Source organism: Rhizobium sp. BK181, from assembly GCF_014193305.1.
GTDB lineage: Bacteria > Pseudomonadota > Alphaproteobacteria > Rhizobiales > Rhizobiaceae > Rhizobium.
On sequence record NZ_JACHZA010000029.1, the window covers coordinates 1 to 17,215 of the forward strand.

Here is a 17,215-nt window from a genome sequence, read left to right on the forward strand (position 1 = left end):
TCGGTCACAGATGCCGATCTGATCGAGATCTGTAACCGGCTCAACGCAACACCCCGCAAATGCCTTGGCTATCGAACCCCGGCCGAAGTCTTCCGAAAGAAACTGCTCGCGCAGATCAGACATGCCGGCTAGCTTGATGAGCCACAAAAGTCGCGGTTCAGCATGAACTCACACCGCAAAGTTAGAATGTCCTGTTTCTGCAAAGTAGAAATGTCACTCTCTCCCCGGGTTTGATGACGGCGGAGATTGCGGATGGGACTGATTGCGATGAGCGAGCGTGATCTGCAGCGGATCGAGATTTTGTCGAAGGTGATCGCCGGCCGGATGACCCTGGTGTCAGCGGCGCATGTGCTTGACCTGAGCGAGCGTCAGGTGCATCGGCTGCTGGAGCGGATGCGGACTGGCGGCGCGGCATCGATCAGACACAAGGCGATCGGTCGGCCATCGAACAACCGGATCAGCGACGGTGTTCGCGATTACGCGGTGACGCTGGTTGGCGAACGCTATGCGGATTTTGGGCCGACCTTGGCAGCCGAGAAGCTCGCCGAACGCGATGGCTTGCGTGTGTCGCGCGAGACACTTCGAAGCTGGATGGCGGATGCCGGACTGTGGCTGTCGCGCAAGCAGCGCCGAACGTTTCATCAGCCGCGGCTACGACGCGAAGCCTATGGCGAGCTGGTGCAGATCGACGGGTCAGAGCATCGATGGTTCGAGGATCGCGGACCGCCGTGCTCGCTGCTGGTGTTCGTCGACGATGCGACCGGGAGGTTGATGCAGCTGCGCTTTGTGCGTTCCGAAAGCGCCTTCACCTACTTCGAGGCACTGGCGCTCTATCTCAAACGTCACGGCGCACCGATTGCCTTTTACTCGGACAAGCATTCGGTGTTCCGGGTGGCGAAGAAGGATGCCAAGGGTGGCCAGGGCATGACCCAGTTCGGGCGTGCGCTTTGCGAGCTAAATATTGAGATTCTTTGCGCAAATTCGAGTCAGGCCAAGGGCCGTGTCGAGCGGATGAACCGGACGCTGCAGGACCGCCTGGTCAAGGAGCTGCGGCTTTCTGGCATTGATACCATGGAGGCAGGCAATGCGTTCTTGCCGGACTTCGTGGAGGACTACAATACGCGATTTGCGATCATCCCTGCCCGCCCAGACGACCTGCACCGGCCGATGAATCTGGCGCCTGATCGGTTGACGGAGATCCTCTGCAAGCGTGAGCAGCGCTATGTCGGATCGCAGCTGACGTTCTCGTTCGAGCGCAAGCGGATCATGCTGGAGGAGACAGAGGTGACGCGTGGTTTGGTCGGTCGCTATGTCGAGACCTATGCCTATGCGGACGGTCGGCTGGATGTGCGTTGGAAAGGCTATTGCCTGCCCTACTCGGTGTTCGACAAGGATCAGCGGGTGACGCATGCGGCGATTACCGAGAACAAGCGGCTGGGTGAACTCCTAGCCTATATCAAGGAGCGTCAGGACCAGCAGGAACAGCCGGTCGTGAAGAGCAACAGTGACAAAAATGGCTATAAGCCGAGGGGTCGCAAGCCCGGAAGGCGCACGGATTACATGAACGATCCGGCGGTGATTGCGCGACGTGAGAAGGCTCTGTTGCGGCAGCAAGCTGCCGAGTGACGGGTCGATTGGATCGTCTCAAAGCTAAAGCCGAAGGGGTGTGTCCCACCCGCCCCCTCCCTTCCCTTGCAACCTGGCCCAGCCGGTCCGGTCGGGGGCTTGCCTCAGTGCAAGTGGACATGGTGAGTGTCGCATTTCTAAATGGCTGAAGACCCGCCCAAGGTGACATTTCTACTTTGCAAATCGGCGGACATTTCAACCTGGCCGCCACAATGTTTGTAGGGGCTATTTAGTAATGCGACAGTTGGGCCAGTTAGAGATGCGACAGTCTCGCCTCTCGACGTGCTGGTCAATGCCAACGTTGGGAGCAAGGATGACGACCTCCAGTCTGGTCGAGACCATGAGCGGTCGGAGTCGTCATGTCCTTTATGATCACCATGTCGCAGAAAGAATTGCATCGCCTCGAAGTTATTCAGAAGATCCGTGATCAGCGCCTGAGCGTCGTTCAGGCCGCCGAGCTGCTCGGCCTCAGCCGAAGTCAGGTGCACCGGCTGCTGCAGGCCTATGACCGCTCCGGCGCGACCGGCCTAGTTTCGAAGAAGCGATCACGACCGAGCAATCGGCGCCACAGCGAGGAGTTTCGCAATGCGGCGCTGGATCTGATCCGCGAACGCTATCTGGATTTCGGCCCGACGCTGGCCCGCGAGAAGCTGATCGAACTGCATCACATCTCGGTGGCCAAGGAGACGTTACGTCAATGGATGACCGAGGCCAGCATCTGGATCTCGCGGCGCGAACGCAAGAAGCGGGTTTTTCAGCCGCGTGGCCGGCGGGATTGTCTCGGCGAACTCGTCCAGATCGACGGCTCGCATCACTGGTGGTTCGAGAACCGCGGTCCCAAATGCGCCCTGCTCGTCTACATCGATGACGCCACCGGCAAGCTCTTGCATCTGCGGTTTGCCGGATCGGAGAACACCTTCGACTACTTCCATGCGACGAAGGCCTATTTGCAGCAGTGGGGCAAGCCTCTGGCATTCTACAGCGACAAGCACGGTGTCTTCCGCCCAGTCCATGCTTCGGAGAAAGACCGGACGAGCGGCCTGACGCAGTTCGGCCGAGCCCTTTATGAGCTTAACATCGACATCATCTGCGCCAATACCCCACAGGCCAAGGGACGGCCCGCCCTATCTCCCGAAGACATGAGCCGTGGCGTTTCAGGGTGCTCGGCGCAATCATTCCAGATCTCGATGATGTCGTCGAACGGAAGTGCGCTTCAGCGGCGCTATCGAAGAGATCATGACCCACACATGCCGATCTATGGCGTCTTCGCAGTTGCAGTTAATTCGACTTTTACCTAGCAAGCGACACGTGTCATCAATATCATCCACGACAAACATAGAGCGCAGGTAGCCGAAGCCATTCACTGGGGCGTTGCGGTGATCTTCGACGACCGATGGGTTTAAGAAGCGGGAAAGCTCCAGCCGGCTATGACCATCCGGCGTGCGCATCATAGCGATCTCGATACGCTGATCGCCCAATCCGGTGATACGTCCAGCCCACTCTCCTTCGACCGTGGCCCGCCCCTCGAGTTCGAGACCAAGATCGTGAAAGAAATCAATCGTCGCTTCGAGATTCTCTACGACGATTCCTATATTGTCCATCCGCTTGAGTGCCATGTTTATACTCTCCAGTGCGCCGTTTGAATTTACGATCTGTCGCCTTGTCGTAGAAGGGCGCGCGTCTCCAAGGCGCCGCAGCACTGGACACTCGTCCTGACGGTCGCCGATCCCTCCGACCCAAGGGCTTCACGAGCGGTCTGCAAGACCGCGAGCAACCTGACGAAGTTCCGCAAGGCATATAGATCTGATCTGAACAAGAAAATCACCGTAGATAAGGGGCTAGCTTTGTTCGCTGCAGTCCCAAGGGGTCCCTAGGAGGAGGCAATGGAAGGAACACCCGACCAGCCCGATGTAGTAGATGGTGAGTCTACGGAACGCTTGAACGTGCTCTTGGTAGACGACGACAACGCTTTCGCGCATCGACTTGGCAAGGCCCTAGAAGATCGCGGTCTGAATGTCGAAATCTGCACGACGATTGAGAACGCGGGCTCTGTTATCAGGCTCGGCCACCTTGATATACTTATAACTGATCTACGCATCGGCGACGAGAACGGTCTTGAACTCGTGAAGCTTTGTAGGGAAGTTTCGCCCAACATCAAGTCGCTAGTCCTTACTGGCTATGGCCACGTCAGCGCTGTTGTTTCGGCGGTGAAACTCGGTGCGACCGAGTTCTTGAGCAAGCCCGCCGACGCAGACGAGATTTTGGAGATACTCGGACTAAGCCAGCCTGAAGAGCAAAGTGGCGGCCCTTGTCTAACGCCTGCCGAACAGGTTCGATGGGAACATATCAACAGGGTATTGGCTGAAAACGGGTACAACATATCCATGACAGCGAGGTTGCTGAGATTGCACCGGCGGACTTTGCAGCGACTGTTGACCCGTGGCCAGCCGCGCTGATGACTACAACATAAACACAGTTGATTTTGTTTTGATCCGCGGTTCGAGCACTCCGTAATAAGTCCGTTCCATGCAGAGCCCTAAAGCGATGGAACCGGCTCCACACCCCAGGAGCTGACGCGGATCGGCATCGGATCCGCAAGGGCCGGCCTCCGCCGGCCCTTTATTGGAGGAATTTATCAATGGACTACGAAGACGGCATGACAGTGTTTTACGATCCGGTATCAAAGACGGTAATCGTTGTCTTCCGCGGAGTAACTACGATACTGAAAGGACCCTTCGAGAGTGCACGCAGTGGCGTCTCCGCTGGTGAAGACCTGTGCACTAAACTCGGTTGGCGTTCGAACCGGCCGGATGCGGATGCTGACTTCAGTCAAACGTGAACATATAAAGTGCCGCGCCGAGAGTATCGCAGAACTTTATCGATCACGTGGATCACGCCGTTCGACTGCTTGACGTCAGCTATCGTCACCGTCGCCGTTCCTCCTGCCTCGTCAGTGAGCGTGATCTTGCCCATGTTCTCTTTAGCCTTCAAAACACAGCCGCCGACCGTCTTGATGTCATGTTCGCCGCCATCATCCTTGATCATCTTGGCGACGGTGCTGGCCAGCGCATCAGCGGCAACCACGTGGCAAGTCAGAATTTTGGTGAGCTTTTCTTTGTTTTCGGGCTTGAGTAGAGTCTCGACGGTTCCTTTCGGAAGCGCCTCAAAGGCTTCGTTGGTCGGAGCGAACACGGTAAGCGGCCCTTTCCCTTCAAGTGTGGAAACCAGGCCCGCAGCCTTGACGGCAGCGACGAGCGTCGTGTGATCCTTCGAATTCGCGGCGTTTTCGACGATGTTCTTGTCCTCGAACATCGCCGCTCCACCGACCTTAGGGTTGGCGGCATATGCAGCCAAGCAGCCGGTCATCATGCTGGCCAACGCGACTGCCGAAACTACCAGAAATTTCTTCATAATCTTCTCCTCTCAATGCCGGCCTCTTGGCTCGGTAGAGGTTCTACGAATAACCGCCGCTCCGGTTCAAAAACGAAGAAAGATCGTGCAAAGTGATCTGCACAAGAGGCTGTGAGCAGGTCTGCGATTGTTGGATCGATGATACTGACCGTCAAATCCCGAGGATTGGCTGTATCAACCGCAAAAACCTGCTCTTGAAGCGTAGCGGCGCCTCGGTCACGGCAAGACATATACAATCTTTGCCAGCATCAGCCTTAGGCTGATGCATCAAGCTGTCGTCGGCCATCTCGACATCGCCTCGCGCAAATGTCGAAACCTCGTCGCTGAAGCTCCCGTCAAGCACCAGCGTCAATTCCACGCCCCGGTGAGAATGCTCCGGGACCGGCTGACCGGCAGCAATCTTGAGCAGTCGCACTGTCGTTGTCTCGTCGCCGGTCGGTATCATCATTTGGGCAGCGCCGCGCCCGAGCTGGCGCCACCTTAGACCGCCCGCTGCGTCGATATAGGTCCTCAAAGGTTCCGGATATGTCCGATCCGAAGCGAAACGATTTTTGATTGGCACAACCTTGTCGATCTGGCCTGCATCGATTTTTGCTTTTAGACTTTGCCAGCTTTGCGAGACATCGGCATCATCAGCGGATTCACTGTCGATAAAATACCCCCCAACGCTTTCGAAGGTCGACAGCTCCGATCTGCATGCCGGGCACAAGGCAAGATGGGTCGCCACAGCAACGCTCCAGCCTTCAGCCAGGGTCCCGGCCGCATATTGCTGGAGCATGTCGCCGTCCAGATGATGTTTTATCATTTGGCTTCGTCCTGAAGCGCTGTACGAAGTTTCTCGCATGCAAGTCGTATCCTTGATTTCACCGTTCCAATTGGGAGGTTTAGTTTTTCTGCGATCGTCGAATGGGTGAGCCCTTCGAAAAACGACATGCGCAGCACTTCGGCATATCTCCCCTTCAAATTTGTCATTGCGCGGCGTAGCGCTGCAGCGCTTTGCTGACGCTCGATTAGCACGTCAGCGGCCTCAAACTCATCCGGGACGAACGCCGGATCGTTTGGATCGAAATCAGGCTTTATAGCTCTGCGAACAGAGTCTATCATCTGATTTCTGGCGATCGTGAATATCCAGGTCGACGCCTGCGCCCTAGACGGGTCGAAAAGCGCAGCCTTGTGCCAGACGCGCATCATCGTCTCCTGCGCCAACTCCTCTGCCAGTATCCGGTTTCCTCTCGTCATTTTCACCATGTAAGAGCGCACGCGCGGATAAAAGTGCCTATAGAGGAGTTCGAACGCGCCGATATCGCGCGAATCTACCACCGCGGCCATCAACACCCTGATCCGTTCTGCATCTAAGCTAACGGTTTCTTCCTCCAATTTACCGACCTTTCGCGCCCCGCCCGACGACGTCGGCCACACTTTCGCGTCGGCGCATGTGGCTCGAAGTACTCCGGTTCGAAGCGGCATCTGTATATTCATGGCGTAACCTACGCATCAGCGCGCTGCTGGATCAAAAAATGAATTCAGAAATTTGCCTCGAACTATCTGCTTGGGCTTGGATAACCCCGGCGCCGACGTCGCGTGCGAGCATCAAAGGCGCGCCACAGTGCCAAATTTCCGCTGCGTGACCCAAAACCCAACGCCTGATGCTGCCGCCGACAAGACCATTTCCCAGATAAGGTCGGCGACCGTCAAGCCAGTCGACCAGTTTCTCAGGGTGGACTGGTTGGTCAGGTCATAGGTGGCATAAGCCATGAAACCGACGGCAGCGCCGTAGATGATTGCTGTCGCTATCGATCCTGAGATGTACCCTGTCCTGACAGCGAGGAGGTCAGCCCAGCGGCGTAGACCAGGTAGAAAGCCACTGCCGGCGCCAATCGGAACTGCGGCGCAAGCATCTCGCCCAACGTCGGTCGATAGAGACGGTCGGCCATGGTGCTCAGCCAGACAAAATCGATTGCGACGAAGGCGATCAGCGTTGCGGTGTAGGCGGTCAGGTAAGTTTTCATACGGGGCTCCCAGATGGATTTTTCGAGCTCAGTTTATGCGCGTCCATTCCACGCCCTTGCAGATCAAACCGGCGATGACACAGCCTTTCGTGGTCATCCTATCGCCATCGACTTTGACTGTAAGCTTGTAGATCAGGTCGCGTTGCGGGTCGAAAGCGGTACCCGGGTAGCTGCCCTCGCTGTCTTCCGTGATGGACATAACCAGTTTGCCACCTACCTTCTCCTTCGGCGTGCCGGGCTTTATCCAAGTGTTGACCGCGCAGATATCAGCGCCGCACGACGCAATACGCACACGCGCATTTCCGCCTGCGCGCGCCCAGTTGCCGTTTATATCGGAGGCTTCAGCAGGGATGCCGCTCCAGCAAGAAAAACGGGAATTGCCCAGGCAAACGATTTCGCTCTGTTCCTTCCGTTCGCTGTCGCGAGCCTGATGACCTTTATCGGGCTACGATACGCGGGGCTTTGGCGCCGATAAAGAGACATCAGAAACTGAAGTGCAAATTAACGATCCAGGGAGGTCTCAATGAAAAATCATCTCAGTAGCGTACGGCCGTTCATGCTCGCGCTTGCCGTCATTGCGTCGGCAACGTGCCTCGCACAGGCCGAACCCGATGGCGTGAAGGTCGAACCAGACCATTACCGCGGCACCTGGCTGGAGGCCGCCAGAAGACCCATGTATCTGACCTACGGCTGCGTCGCGGGCTACTCAACCTATAGGCCCGGCCCATCGAACGGCATCAAGAGGCATATCGACGTTGACATCGGCCCAAACGCCATTGGAATTAACAACAAGAGAAGCGGGCTCTGGACGAGCCGGTTTTGAGTGGTTGTAGGCTATCCATCCAATAACTGGATCCGATACACGAGCGGCGGCGAAGAGCTCGGGAGGGTGAGAATTTCGCTTTATCATCAGCGTGAAACCCGCAAGGTTTCATGGTGGGAAAAGCTGGCGGGCAAGAGCGCCGCACTTTGTGGCGCCCGCGCAGTCGCAACGATCCAGTCGAACGGCCCCTCCACAAGTTCGCCGGAGTGTATAAGCCAGCGACCAGGCTCTCCGCCGATCTCTGCCACCCGGCAGTCAAGACGGATATCGAGGCCCTTCGCCATCGCTTTCGTCAAGGCGGTCATAGAGGGAACGGCGACATACCTTGTCGTGCTTGGAACCACGTGTCGCGCCGGACCACCTGCGGTCAACGACACCACATCGCCTGTCCAAGGCTTGACCAAACCCACCCCGCAAGCCTGCTCTATTTCCCTGCGAAAATCCTGATCCCGTACTGTGAAATATTGTGCGCCGTGATCGAACGAGACGTCGTCAATCCTGCGTGTCGCCATCCGACCGCCGACGCCTCTGCTTTTTTCGAAGACGATCACGTCTGCAATTTTCTGCAGTGACCTAACAATAGTCAGCCCCGCAATACCCGCCCCTATAACCCCAACTCGCAGCCGTTCCGCCATTCGAGTTACGCCTCCCATTTCTGCTGCTGCCTCGCGTCACCGTATTTGCTGCCGGTTCGCTCCGCAGACGTCAGGCTTCACAGCCTTCGCAATTGCCCTTGCGCGATCAGCCGATCGACGAAGCCGCGCTCGGCGTCGAACGGATGCCCATCCCATCCCTGATGCGAGAAGCCAGCGAGTAAAACCTGATCGCCAGACGCTGCAACCTCGCCGATCACTTAGGCTATAGTGATTAACCCAGAGCTCGGCACAATGTACGCGCCCGGCATGAGCCCTCGCAGCTCCAAATCCAAGAGATCATGATATCGGCGTGGAATCACCGCAAAGCTTTCGCCGGTGTTAGTGGCGAAGCTTGCAAAGCTCTCAGTATAATCGTCACAAAAATCGTTGAGCTCGGGATATTGTATCGCGAAGACCGGCTTGAGTTCGGCAAACCTTGAAGTCTCGCGAACACACCAGATCTCCGCAGCACTTTTCTCGGCCGGGCTGTTGCGCCACTCCCCATTTCCAATCATTGCGGCAGCAGGACGGCCAGTATTGCAGACCGCGACGATATCCGTTCGACGGCCGCCCTCGCCGACCGAGCGACAGCCATTGAAGCGAACGACAAGATCACTGCCGTCAATTGCACGCGCTTCACCGCGCGAAAATGAACCGTTGCCAACTATCACGATTGTTCGCGCCATCTCTCTGCTCCACGGTAACTGCATGCTTACGAGGCAATCGCGAAACAGATCAAAAAGTTGGAACCTAATGCGCTGGAAATTTGATCCGACCGATGGGTGGCGTCGTACCATCTGGGTTGTCATAGCGAAGGACATTTCTAATGGACGCAACCGCCAACGATACCGACTTTCTAGCGGCCGCGGAAATACCAACTCAGGAGGAAGCCGAGGCCGCCGTGCGGACCTTGATCCGCTGGTCTGGCGACGACCCGTCCCGTGAAGGTCTCCTCGATACCCCGGCGCGTGTCGCCAAAGCTTATCGGGAACTTTTCGCCGGCTATGACACAGCGCCGGAAGACGTTTTGGCGAGGATCTTTTCCGATGTCGCCGGTTACGGCGACATGGTGGTCGTCAAGGACATCACATTCCATTCGCATTGCGAGCATCACATGGTGCCGTTTCATGGTGTTGCCCATATCGCGTATTTCCCTGATGGCGGCGTCCTTGGACTTTCAAAAATGGCACGAGTCGTGGACCTTTATGCCCGTCGGCTGCAGACGCAGGAAACAATGACGTCGCAGATTGCAAAAGCCCTCGACGAGAGCCTTCGACCAAAAGGCGTGGCCGTCATGATTGAAGCGGAGCACATGTGCATGGCGATGCGCGGCATTCAAAAGCAGGGTGCCAAAACCATAACTACGACATTCATGGGCCAGTTTGAAGGCTCTGCGCAGGATCAGTCGCGCTTCATGATGCTGGTGTGCGGCTGATTGTCCGAGCTGGAACCATCCGATTTGCAGGGAGTACGTTCAATGGCGGGGAAGCTGGTGACATCGTTAGACCCCGGATACTCGGCCCTCGGGTCCAGTGGCGGCATCGGCCATGCGATCGCCAATTGCTTGGAAGCCGATCCCAATTGTTCAAACACGGTTCAGCTTTTGCGCCGTGATGATCAGCTTGACATCACTGACGAAGAATCCGTCCATCGCGCAGCCGATCGGTTTCAATCAACGTCGTTCGATTTGATTGTGTGCGCGACGGGAGCTCTCACCATAGATGATGCCGAGCCGGAGAAGTCGATCGGACAGATTTCGCAAAACCGCCATGATGAACCAGTTTGCCGTCAATGCCATTGGACCGGCATTGTTACTGAAGTACTTCGTTCCGTTGCTCGCCAGGAAGAAACGGGTGATCTTCGCATTCCTGTCGGCGCGCGTCGGGTCGATCGGCGACAATCAGCTCGGCGGCTGGATTTCTTATCGATCCTCCAAGGCCGCGCTGAACCAGATCGTCCACACTGCCGGGATCGAAGTGTCCAGGGCAAATCCCGCATCGGTGGTCGTCGCAATGCATCCAGGCAGTGTTGCCACATCCCTGTCGGATGGATTTTCCTCCGGTCACGAAAGGTCGGAGCAAGACGACGCCGCGCGATCCGTTCTTCAGGCGCTTGACGCGCTAGAGCCCGCAAATACCGGCGGCTTCTTCGCATATGACGGGAGCTCAATCGTTTGGCATCAGACATCGCAAATTCTTCGCTGGTGACCAGAACCTGATTAGACCTTGCAAGAGGCTTCGTTGAAACGTGCTCGCAACCTGATCTTTGTGCTTGGCGATCAGCTATCGCTCTCGCTGTCCAGCTTCGATGATGCTGACCCGAAGCACGACGTCATCGTTATGTGCGAGGTCATGGAGGAGGCCTCATATGTCCATCACCATAAACTGAAAATCGCGCTGATTTTCTCTGCGATGCGCCACTTCGCAGCAGAACTCCAGGATCGAGGCTTCTATGTCCGTTACACAAAGCTCGACGATCCCGACAATTCCGGTTCCTTCACCGGTGAACTCAAACGAGCTGTTGAGACTTTACGACCGCGACGTATTGTCATCACCGAGGCCTCCGAGTGGCGAGTCCTTGAGGAAATGGGAAAATGGCACGAAACCATCGGTGTCTCGGTCGAAATACGAACAGATGGCCGTTACCTCTGTTCGAAAGCCGAATTTCAAGATTGGGCACGGGACCGCCGATCCCTGACGATGGAATATTTCTACCGGGATATGCGGCGCCGGACCCGACTCCTAATGAGCGGAACCGACCCGGAAGGCGGCCGATGGAACTTCGACGCTGAAAACCGCAAGCCGGCGAAGCCCGATCTTCTTCGGCCGCGGCATCCACTCTACCGTCCCGATAAGACGACCACGGAGGTGCTTGGGCTTGTCGAACGGACATTTCCGAAAAATATGGGGTCGACCGCAAATTTTTCATTTGCGGTAACGCGCGCCGACGCCGAAGGGGCGGCGCGGACTTTTATGAAAGAGTTCCTGCCGAATTTCGGTGAGTCACAGGATGCGATGCTGAGTGAGGATCCCTTTCTCAATCACGCGCTCTTATCGTTTTACATCAATATCGGTCTGCTCGATCCTTTGAATCTTTGCCGTCAGGCGGAACGAGCCTACATCGAGGGCGACGCTCCACTCAACGCCGTGGAAGGTTTTATTCGGCAAATCATCGGATGGCGCGAGTTTATCCGTGGTATCTACTGGTTGAAGATGCCGGGATACGAAAAGAGCAACGTCTTCGAGGCGCACAGACCGCTTCCCGAGTTTTTTTGGACCGGCGATACCGACATGGCCTGTGTTTCGGATGTGATCACAAAGACGATCACCCACGCCTACGCCCATCATATCCAGCGCCTGATGGTGGTCGGCAATTTCTCGATGCTCGCGGGGCTCAATCCGTTTGAAGTGCATCAATGGTATCTCTCGGTCTATGCGGACGCCTTCGAATGGGTTGAGTTACCCAACGTCATCGGCATGAGCCAATTCGCCGATGGCGGCTTCATGGCGTCCAAGCCATATGCGGCCAGTGGCGCCTACATTTCCCGGATGTCTGATTACTGCAATGGCTGCCGATACAAGGTCGCCAAAAAGATCGGCGATGATGCCTGTCCTTTCAACTCGCTCTATTGGGACTTCATGGATCGTAATGCGGCGGGATTGTCTAAGAACCATCGCCTCTCACAGGTCTTGTCCACATGGCGGCGAATGGATGAGGACAAAAGGCACACCTACCGCCAGAGCGCTGCAGCTTTTCTAAAAAAGCTGGATAATCGAGAGCGTGTTTAATTTCTCCCGAAAGCGCACAGGAAGGGCTGGCACCACGTGACGAAGATGGTCAAAAAATCCGATCTGCGGAGAAAAATCTGTTACGCCTGTGGGTTGCCTTTCGCTTGGCGACGAAAGTGGGCAAAGAACTGGGGCGATGTGAAGTTCTGTTCGGATCGCTGCCGGCGTTCGAAAGCGGCCAAAATTTGAGGAGTTTGTCTTCCTGTACCGGGGTAAGCGAGTGTTAGCCGCAAATCACCTGAGGGTTGAACCGCGCCCCGCCCGGCAGCGTAACAGCTCTAGTTCGAAATCTGAGACAAACATGCTAACCTTGAAAGAAACGCCACCTGAGCAAACAGAGTTTCGTAAGCCGCGATCACGCGCTGCAACGGCTGGAGGAATTCCTGCCTGCAGCGGGCTCGCAATACGCTCGGTTGCGGAACTTCGATCGGGGCACCGGGCAGCATGTGCATGTTTCGCGGCTGTTGGCAGCACTGCGGCGTCGGGTCGTCTGTGAAGCCGAGGTGATCGCGGCAGTCGTGGCGCGGCACGGGATCGTCCAAGCTGAAAAATTCATCAGTGAGATTTTCTGGCGGACATACTGGAAGGGCTGGCTGGAGCAGCGGCCGGCGGTGTGGACGGGCTACATGAATGAGCTGGACAGAGCGCACGCTCGATCATGATTATGGTATGTGCCAGATGCATGACGCCGCCTGCGAGGGCCTCAGCGGAATTGACTGCTTCGATGCCTGGGTCGTGGAACTGAGAGACATCGGTTATCTTCACAACTGGGCCAGGATGCAATTCGCCTTGATCTGGACGTTTACGCTTGGTCTACCCTGGGAGCTGGGCGCCGCCTTCATGTTCAGCCATCTTGTCGATGTTAACCCGGCGTCCATCACCTTGTCCTGGCGCTGGGTCGCGGGACTGCACACGAAAGGCAAGGCCCATCTTGCCGATGCTGACCGCATCCGCGCTATGACCAACGGCCGGTTATCTCCCGAGGGTATCGCGCGGAAGGCAGTCATTCCAGCTGACGGCATCATCGTGCCACCACCCCCTCCGGTTCGAGATTTTACGCGCTCGGATAAAGCGCAAGCGGCCATGGTGCTGATAACCATCGAGGATCTCTCGCTCGAAACACTGCCTGAAATGCATGAAATTGCGATCAAGGCGATTGCGGTTTTAACAGCTGAACATGAACGGGATCGTATGGCGCTGAACGATGCGCTGAGACGGGCAGCAAACACGTGGCCGCAGGCCGCTGTTCTGGGGTCACCGGAAGAGGACGGGTTTCGAACTGCAAAAGCGCTGGGTTGCGGTCAGGTGATTACAGGCTTTTCGCCTATCGGTCCAACAGCTCGAAGGCTCGATATGCTGGGGCAAACGGCTGCCGGCCGCGGAATGCTGTTGGCAGAACACTTGCGAAGCTGGGACCAAAAGGCATGGCCCTTTTGCGCAAAGGGTTCCATGCCCTCAAACAGCGCACTCCACTTTTGATCAGTAGAATGCTATTGCCAAGGTTTGCCATCATTGCGATCAACAAGCTCACGATTACGTACGCCAAGCGCCTAATCGTGGGGTGTTCAGGTGAATATGGGGAGCCGACCACGGGCGGTGGGGCACCGAGTCCAGCGGCGGACGCACGAATGATCCTCATCATTAGACGATTCCCGATAAGAGTTGTGCTTTTCTAACGCGCTGATCCAACGCTAGGTAAAGGAAAGGCGATCGAGTCGAACACCCTCAATTGTCTACTTGGCAGACACTTGGACTTGCAGGACGCGTCCGGCGCGGCCATCAATTGAGGCCGCAATCACCAGGAAGCGTTTCTCGTCCTCAAGGTCAGGTTCCACGATCTGACGGATGGGCCCAACAGCATTGACGATAGCCGCGCCTGCGGGATTTGTCGTAAAAGATGCTAAGGCCTGCAATGTTCCTCCGCCGTTAGGGTCCGAAGAAAGCGCCAGAATGTAGGGTGTCTTTGGGTCAAGCCCGGTCACGGATGCCTGCAGGACTTGAGTAAGGCCCTGGTCAAAAAGGCTGACGCTTGTTTTGGCTTTATTTCCTACGTCGACTGAGACAAGCTCTAGATGCGCAGCCTCGCCGGCTTTGCCAAGGGCTGTCAGATTCTGCGTCCCATTTCCGACTGGGACTGCGTTTGGCACGTATATTACAGCCTGAGGCGCTTGTCCTATTGGGATGTTCGCGATGACCTTGTTGTCAGCGGTGTCTATCACAGCGAACTGATCTGCGTTTTCCAGACCAACGTAGACGCGACTTCCGTCACCAGACGGCCAGATGCCGTGGGGTAGGAAGCCAACCGGAATGGTTGCTACCAGCTCAAAATTGTCAGTGCGGTATACTTTCACCTCGTTGGCACCTCCAACCGTGACATAGGCGAATGTGCCATTTTTATTCACGACAATGTTGACATGATTGGTAATGGGCCCCGTATCAATTGTCTCGATCAAATTGAAAGGTGGCTGCGCGTTGAACACCTGGGTCTTTCCAATATCCTTCAAAGTAAACCAGACCTGCTTTCCATCTGGCGATGCAGCTATGTTTGGGCAGAACGGACTTGCCTGCTTGACGCGTCCCACGATTTGATAATTGGCAACGGTCACTATAACGGTCTCGGGATTGAAAGACGAACAGATGTAGCCGTACTTGCCGTCCGGCGAGAATATCTGCATCCCGGGACCCGGCGGCACCTTGATGCGTGTCCTTTCTTTAAAACTCGCGACGTCGATAACGGACACATAATCCTCGCCTCGAACGGTCACCCAGACTTCTTCGCCGTTAGGCGTGAAGAATGCCTCATGTGGAGACCGACCGACGTAAGTTGTGTGCTTCACCGCGTTGGTAGCGGTGTCGATGAACGATACGGAGTTCGAGCCAATAGAGACAACGGCCAAGGTCTTCTTATCAGGCGAGAAACCCATCCCGTGGACCAGGACTTGGCCTTTGTAAAGCGGACTAAGATTACCGGGCTGCGGATCGCCCAGCTTGATCACTCCAAGAAGCTTGTTAGCAGAAGGGTCAACTACCGATACCGTGTTAGAAAATTGTTCAGCAGCGTAAGCCCGATCACGACTGCTGACCGCAATGTCAGGGTCGGAAGCTGCAAATGGGACTTGCCCGGCCCAACAGCAAATTGGAGTAAGCGCGGCGAATACGATGATGGTTGACTTCATGCACATAAAAACCTCCCTGTCGCTTCCAAAGTTGCACACAAGCTGGTAAAATGCTCATGGCGAAACGTACTCAATCACCTCGCTCCGAGCGGGGCAGCCGGTGGCGGCACGTCTCCAACCGCCCTCTTCATCGAGACAATCTCTTGTCCCTGAGTAACTATGATTTCTTGAGCTAACCGCCTCAGCGGTTCATTCTTCCCGAACCGCAGATACACTAAAGCCATATCTATTGCGCCTTGATGATGTGGTGCCATCATTGCGACGAAGTCACGATCCACATCGCCCGTATGACGCACGGCCATCTGCGCCATCATCTTTTCCATCGCAGCATTCGTTTCATCGAGCCAACCGTTGACCGCCACTGAGTCCTGGGTAGTGGGCTCCCTTTTATGGTGGTGCTCACCTGCAAAAGACCACGATGTCCACACCACGGTAGCTGCTAGGAATACTTTTGAATTTGACATATCGAGATTCCCTTTGCGGTGAGGCCGCCATTGTCCCAGCGAGGAAGCCTAATCGCTTTTTGTGTGAACTTCCCGCCCTCGCCGGTTAGAAATAATCGGTTCGGCTATTCGGACTTTTCGATGATCTCTACGACCGTGTCTGGGTGCGATATCATAATCACATGCGAACCGCCCTTTATGACTACGGCCTCTTTGGATCCGGCCCTCTTCGCCATCCAAGCATGCGCTTCGGCCGGAATGTTCTTGTCGGCGTCTCCGTAAATGAACCTGGAAGGAATATTTTTCCAGCTCGCAACTGTAGATGCCTCTGACACAGCGACGTCTGTCACAGGCCGTTGCGCTGCGCCATAACGGCAGCGCCGGCTTTTGGCACATCGGCAGCAAACTGTTGAGCGTCTTGCTTGATGTAAAAATCGCTTGTCTTACCATCGAGTTTGATAGGCGCGGCTAGAGTGGGCGGCAAAAACGTGCTACCAGGAAATCGATTAGTTAACGAAGAGCAGTCGCGCCTTTATCTGGTGCGAAAGCAGCGACAAAGACAAGAGACCTCACCTTTGCATTGCCCGCAGCTACTTCATTGATGACAGAACCCCCGTAAGAATGTCCGACAAGAATGACGTCTCCCGGCAAAGAGTCGACGATCTTGCGAACGTACGCACCGTCACCTGTGACACTCCTCAGCGGATTAGATGCAGCAGCAACTGGATATCCATCTTGCTCCAGCTTCGCGATCACCTTACTCCAGCTTGACGAATCCGCGAAGGCACCGTGTACTAGGACAACTGTCGGTTTTTCTTGTGAGTGAGCGATGTTCACCCCAACAATAGCGATAGCTGCGAGTGTGATAAGTGCCTTGATTACCATATCCTTCCTCCTTATGATCAGACATTTGTACGCACGCTGTATCAAATGGATCATCTACATTGTGGGAAGTAAACAGCGGTGCAACCGGCCGAGGCCGATTGCGGACCTTGTGTCGCGAAGCGTATTTCGAACAAAAGGCCGTAACCAGTTCCTTGTGAATCTCCAGAGGGCTTTCCGGAATATCCGTCTCAATGGTGGCGTTGCGCACCAAAGAACCGACTAAGCCGTTGAGGCCGTCTTCGACAACCCCATCAAATGCAGAGCGCACCGGCCATATACAGAAAATCTGCCACAGATCGGCGACGTTGCCAGTCGCTTGTCTCTCGCTGATAGACGCCTTCACGCTGTCGCCAGCTTCAGTATTTTCGCCATTCTGGCCCCTATACGCAGCTTGCTCTCGCCGACCAACGACGCCTACA

Annotated in this window: 13 protein-coding genes and 8 pseudogenes; 10 read left to right on the forward strand and 11 right to left on the reverse strand. The window is 55.8% G+C overall.

Features of this window, described 5'->3' with window-relative positions:
* The 3 genes and pseudogenes from FHT77_RS29810 to FHT77_RS29820 form a co-directional block, all read left to right on the forward strand.
* Window positions 1-132, forward strand: a pseudogene (locus FHT77_RS29810) (IS30 family transposase); the annotation flags it as partial.
* 120 nt (window positions 133-252) lie between these two features.
* Window positions 253-1,626: an ISNCY family transposase gene (locus tag FHT77_RS29815; RefSeq protein WP_183759097.1), complete on the forward strand. Its 1,374-nt coding sequence runs from the start codon at window positions 253-255 to the stop codon at window positions 1,624-1,626.
* Window positions 1,627-1,985: 359 nt separating this feature from the next.
* Window positions 1,986-2,741, forward strand: a pseudogene (locus FHT77_RS29820) (ISNCY family transposase); the annotation flags it as partial.
* A 174-nt stretch (window positions 2,742-2,915) separates the two neighbouring features.
* Here the strand turns inward: FHT77_RS29820 and FHT77_RS29825 are convergent.
* Window positions 2,916-3,242: pseudogene (locus FHT77_RS29825) on the reverse strand (VOC family protein); the annotation flags it as partial.
* 267 nt (window positions 3,243-3,509) lie between these two features.
* Between FHT77_RS29825 and FHT77_RS29830 the strand changes: the two are divergent.
* The gene (locus FHT77_RS29830) at window positions 3,510-4,082 is read left to right on the forward strand and encodes a response regulator transcription factor (RefSeq protein WP_183759125.1); all 573 of its coding nucleotides are present in this window, start codon (window positions 3,510-3,512) and stop codon (window positions 4,080-4,082) included.
* 373 nt (window positions 4,083-4,455) lie between these two features.
* Here FHT77_RS29830 and FHT77_RS29835 read toward each other — a convergent pair whose 3' ends face one another.
* The 5 genes and pseudogenes from FHT77_RS29835 to FHT77_RS29855 all read right to left on the reverse strand — a co-directional run bounded on the left by FHT77_RS29835 (window position 4,456) and on the right by FHT77_RS29855 (window position 7,440).
* Entirely contained in the window at window positions 4,456-5,037 is a 582-nt protein-coding gene (locus FHT77_RS29835) for a fasciclin domain-containing protein (RefSeq protein WP_183759098.1), read from the reverse strand.
* A gap of 151 nt (window positions 5,038-5,188) precedes the next feature.
* Window positions 5,189-5,842, reverse strand: coding sequence for a ChrR family anti-sigma-E factor (locus FHT77_RS29840; protein ID WP_183759099.1), 654 nt, complete (start codon window positions 5,840-5,842; stop codon window positions 5,189-5,191).
* Window positions 5,839-6,414, reverse strand: a complete 576-nt coding sequence (locus FHT77_RS29845) for a sigma-70 family RNA polymerase sigma factor (protein ID WP_246712847.1) — start codon at window positions 6,412-6,414, stop codon at window positions 5,839-5,841. Before FHT77_RS29845 ends, FHT77_RS29840 begins: the two co-directional genes overlap by 4 nt.
* Window positions 6,415-6,627: 213 nt before the next feature.
* Window positions 6,628-7,046 (reverse strand): annotated as a pseudogene (locus tag FHT77_RS29850) (DUF2177 family protein).
* 28 nt (window positions 7,047-7,074) lie between these two features.
* A complete protein-coding gene (locus FHT77_RS29855) occupies window positions 7,075-7,440 on the reverse strand; it encodes a DUF2147 domain-containing protein (RefSeq protein ID WP_183759127.1) in 366 nt (121 codons plus the stop codon).
* A gap of 162 nt (window positions 7,441-7,602) precedes the next feature.
* Here FHT77_RS29855 and FHT77_RS29860 point away from each other — a divergent pair.
* Window positions 7,603-7,776, forward strand: a pseudogene (locus FHT77_RS29860) (hypothetical protein); the annotation flags it as partial.
* Between the two features lie 179 nt (window positions 7,777-7,955).
* Here the strand turns inward: FHT77_RS29860 and FHT77_RS29865 are convergent.
* Window positions 7,956-8,504, reverse strand: coding sequence for an NAD(P)/FAD-dependent oxidoreductase (locus FHT77_RS29865; protein WP_183759100.1), 549 nt, complete (start codon window positions 8,502-8,504; stop codon window positions 7,956-7,958).
* 77 nt (window positions 8,505-8,581) lie between these two features.
* A pseudogene (locus FHT77_RS29870) lies at window positions 8,582-9,190 on the reverse strand (Urease operon accessory protein).
* A 140-nt stretch (window positions 9,191-9,330) separates the two neighbouring features.
* Here FHT77_RS29870 and folE point away from each other — a divergent pair.
* From folE to FHT77_RS31175, 5 genes and pseudogenes are all read left to right on the forward strand, one after another.
* The gene (gene folE, locus FHT77_RS29875) at window positions 9,331-9,939 is read left to right on the forward strand and encodes a GTP cyclohydrolase I FolE (protein WP_183759101.1); all 609 of its coding nucleotides are present in this window, start codon (window positions 9,331-9,333) and stop codon (window positions 9,937-9,939) included.
* 42 nt (window positions 9,940-9,981) lie between these two features.
* A pseudogene (locus tag FHT77_RS29880) lies at window positions 9,982-10,711 on the forward strand (SDR family oxidoreductase).
* Window positions 10,712-10,729: 18 nt separating this feature from the next.
* Complete coding sequence (locus FHT77_RS29885) at window positions 10,730-12,292, forward strand: cryptochrome/photolyase family protein (RefSeq protein ID WP_246720228.1); 1,563 nt, start codon at window positions 10,730-10,732, stop codon at window positions 12,290-12,292.
* A 45-nt stretch (window positions 12,293-12,337) separates the two neighbouring features.
* Window positions 12,338-12,481: a DUF2256 domain-containing protein gene (locus FHT77_RS29890; RefSeq protein WP_210281074.1), complete on the forward strand. Its 144-nt coding sequence runs from the start codon at window positions 12,338-12,340 to the stop codon at window positions 12,479-12,481.
* 441 nt (window positions 12,482-12,922) lie between these two features.
* Entirely contained in the window at window positions 12,923-13,771 is an 849-nt protein-coding gene (locus FHT77_RS31175; protein WP_210281071.1) for an FAD-binding domain-containing protein, read from the forward strand.
* Window positions 13,772-14,025: 254 nt separating this feature from the next.
* Here FHT77_RS31175 and FHT77_RS29900 read toward each other — a convergent pair whose 3' ends face one another.
* The 3 genes and pseudogenes from FHT77_RS29900 to FHT77_RS29910 form a co-directional block, all read right to left on the reverse strand.
* Window positions 14,026-15,468 carry a YncE family protein gene (locus FHT77_RS29900; RefSeq protein WP_183759103.1) on the reverse strand — a complete coding sequence of 481 codons (1,443 nt, stop codon included), beginning with the start codon at window positions 15,466-15,468 and terminating at the stop codon, window positions 14,026-14,028.
* A 74-nt stretch (window positions 15,469-15,542) separates the two neighbouring features.
* The gene (locus FHT77_RS29905; RefSeq protein WP_183759104.1) at window positions 15,543-15,932 is read right to left on the reverse strand and encodes a DUF305 domain-containing protein; all 390 of its coding nucleotides are present in this window, start codon (window positions 15,930-15,932) and stop codon (window positions 15,543-15,545) included.
* Window positions 15,933-16,036: 104 nt separating this feature from the next.
* Window positions 16,037-16,796: pseudogene (locus FHT77_RS29910) on the reverse strand (alpha/beta hydrolase).
* Window positions 16,797-17,215 lie beyond the last annotated feature (419 nt).

Bases quoted from the DNA above. Each gene is read 5' to 3' on its own strand.
- FHT77_RS29815 (WP_183759097.1), top strand. From the start codon at position 253: ATGGGACTGATTGCGATGAGCGAGCGTGATCTGCAGCGGATCGAGATT.
- FHT77_RS29830 (WP_183759125.1), top strand. From the start codon at position 3,510: ATGGAAGGAACACCCGACCAGCCCGATGTAGTAGATGGTGAGTCTACG.
- FHT77_RS29835 (WP_183759098.1), bottom strand. From the start codon at position 5,037: ATGAAGAAATTTCTGGTAGTTTCGGCAGTCGCGTTGGCCAGCATGATG.
- FHT77_RS29840 (WP_183759099.1), bottom strand. From the start codon at position 5,842: ATGATAAAACATCATCTGGACGGCGACATGCTCCAGCAATATGCGGCC.
- FHT77_RS29865 (WP_183759100.1), bottom strand. From the start codon at position 8,504: ATGGCGGAACGGCTGCGAGTTGGGGTTATAGGGGCGGGTATTGCGGGG.
- folE (WP_183759101.1), top strand. From the start codon at position 9,331: ATGGACGCAACCGCCAACGATACCGACTTTCTAGCGGCCGCGGAAATA.
- FHT77_RS29890 (WP_210281074.1), top strand. From the start codon at position 12,338: ATGGTCAAAAAATCCGATCTGCGGAGAAAAATCTGTTACGCCTGTGGG.
- FHT77_RS31175 (WP_210281071.1), top strand. From the start codon at position 12,923: ATGAGCTGGACAGAGCGCACGCTCGATCATGATTATGGTATGTGCCAG.
- FHT77_RS29900 (WP_183759103.1), bottom strand. From the start codon at position 15,468: ATGAAGTCAACCATCATCGTATTCGCCGCGCTTACTCCAATTTGCTGT.
- FHT77_RS29905 (WP_183759104.1), bottom strand. From the start codon at position 15,932: ATGTCAAATTCAAAAGTATTCCTAGCAGCTACCGTGGTGTGGACATCG.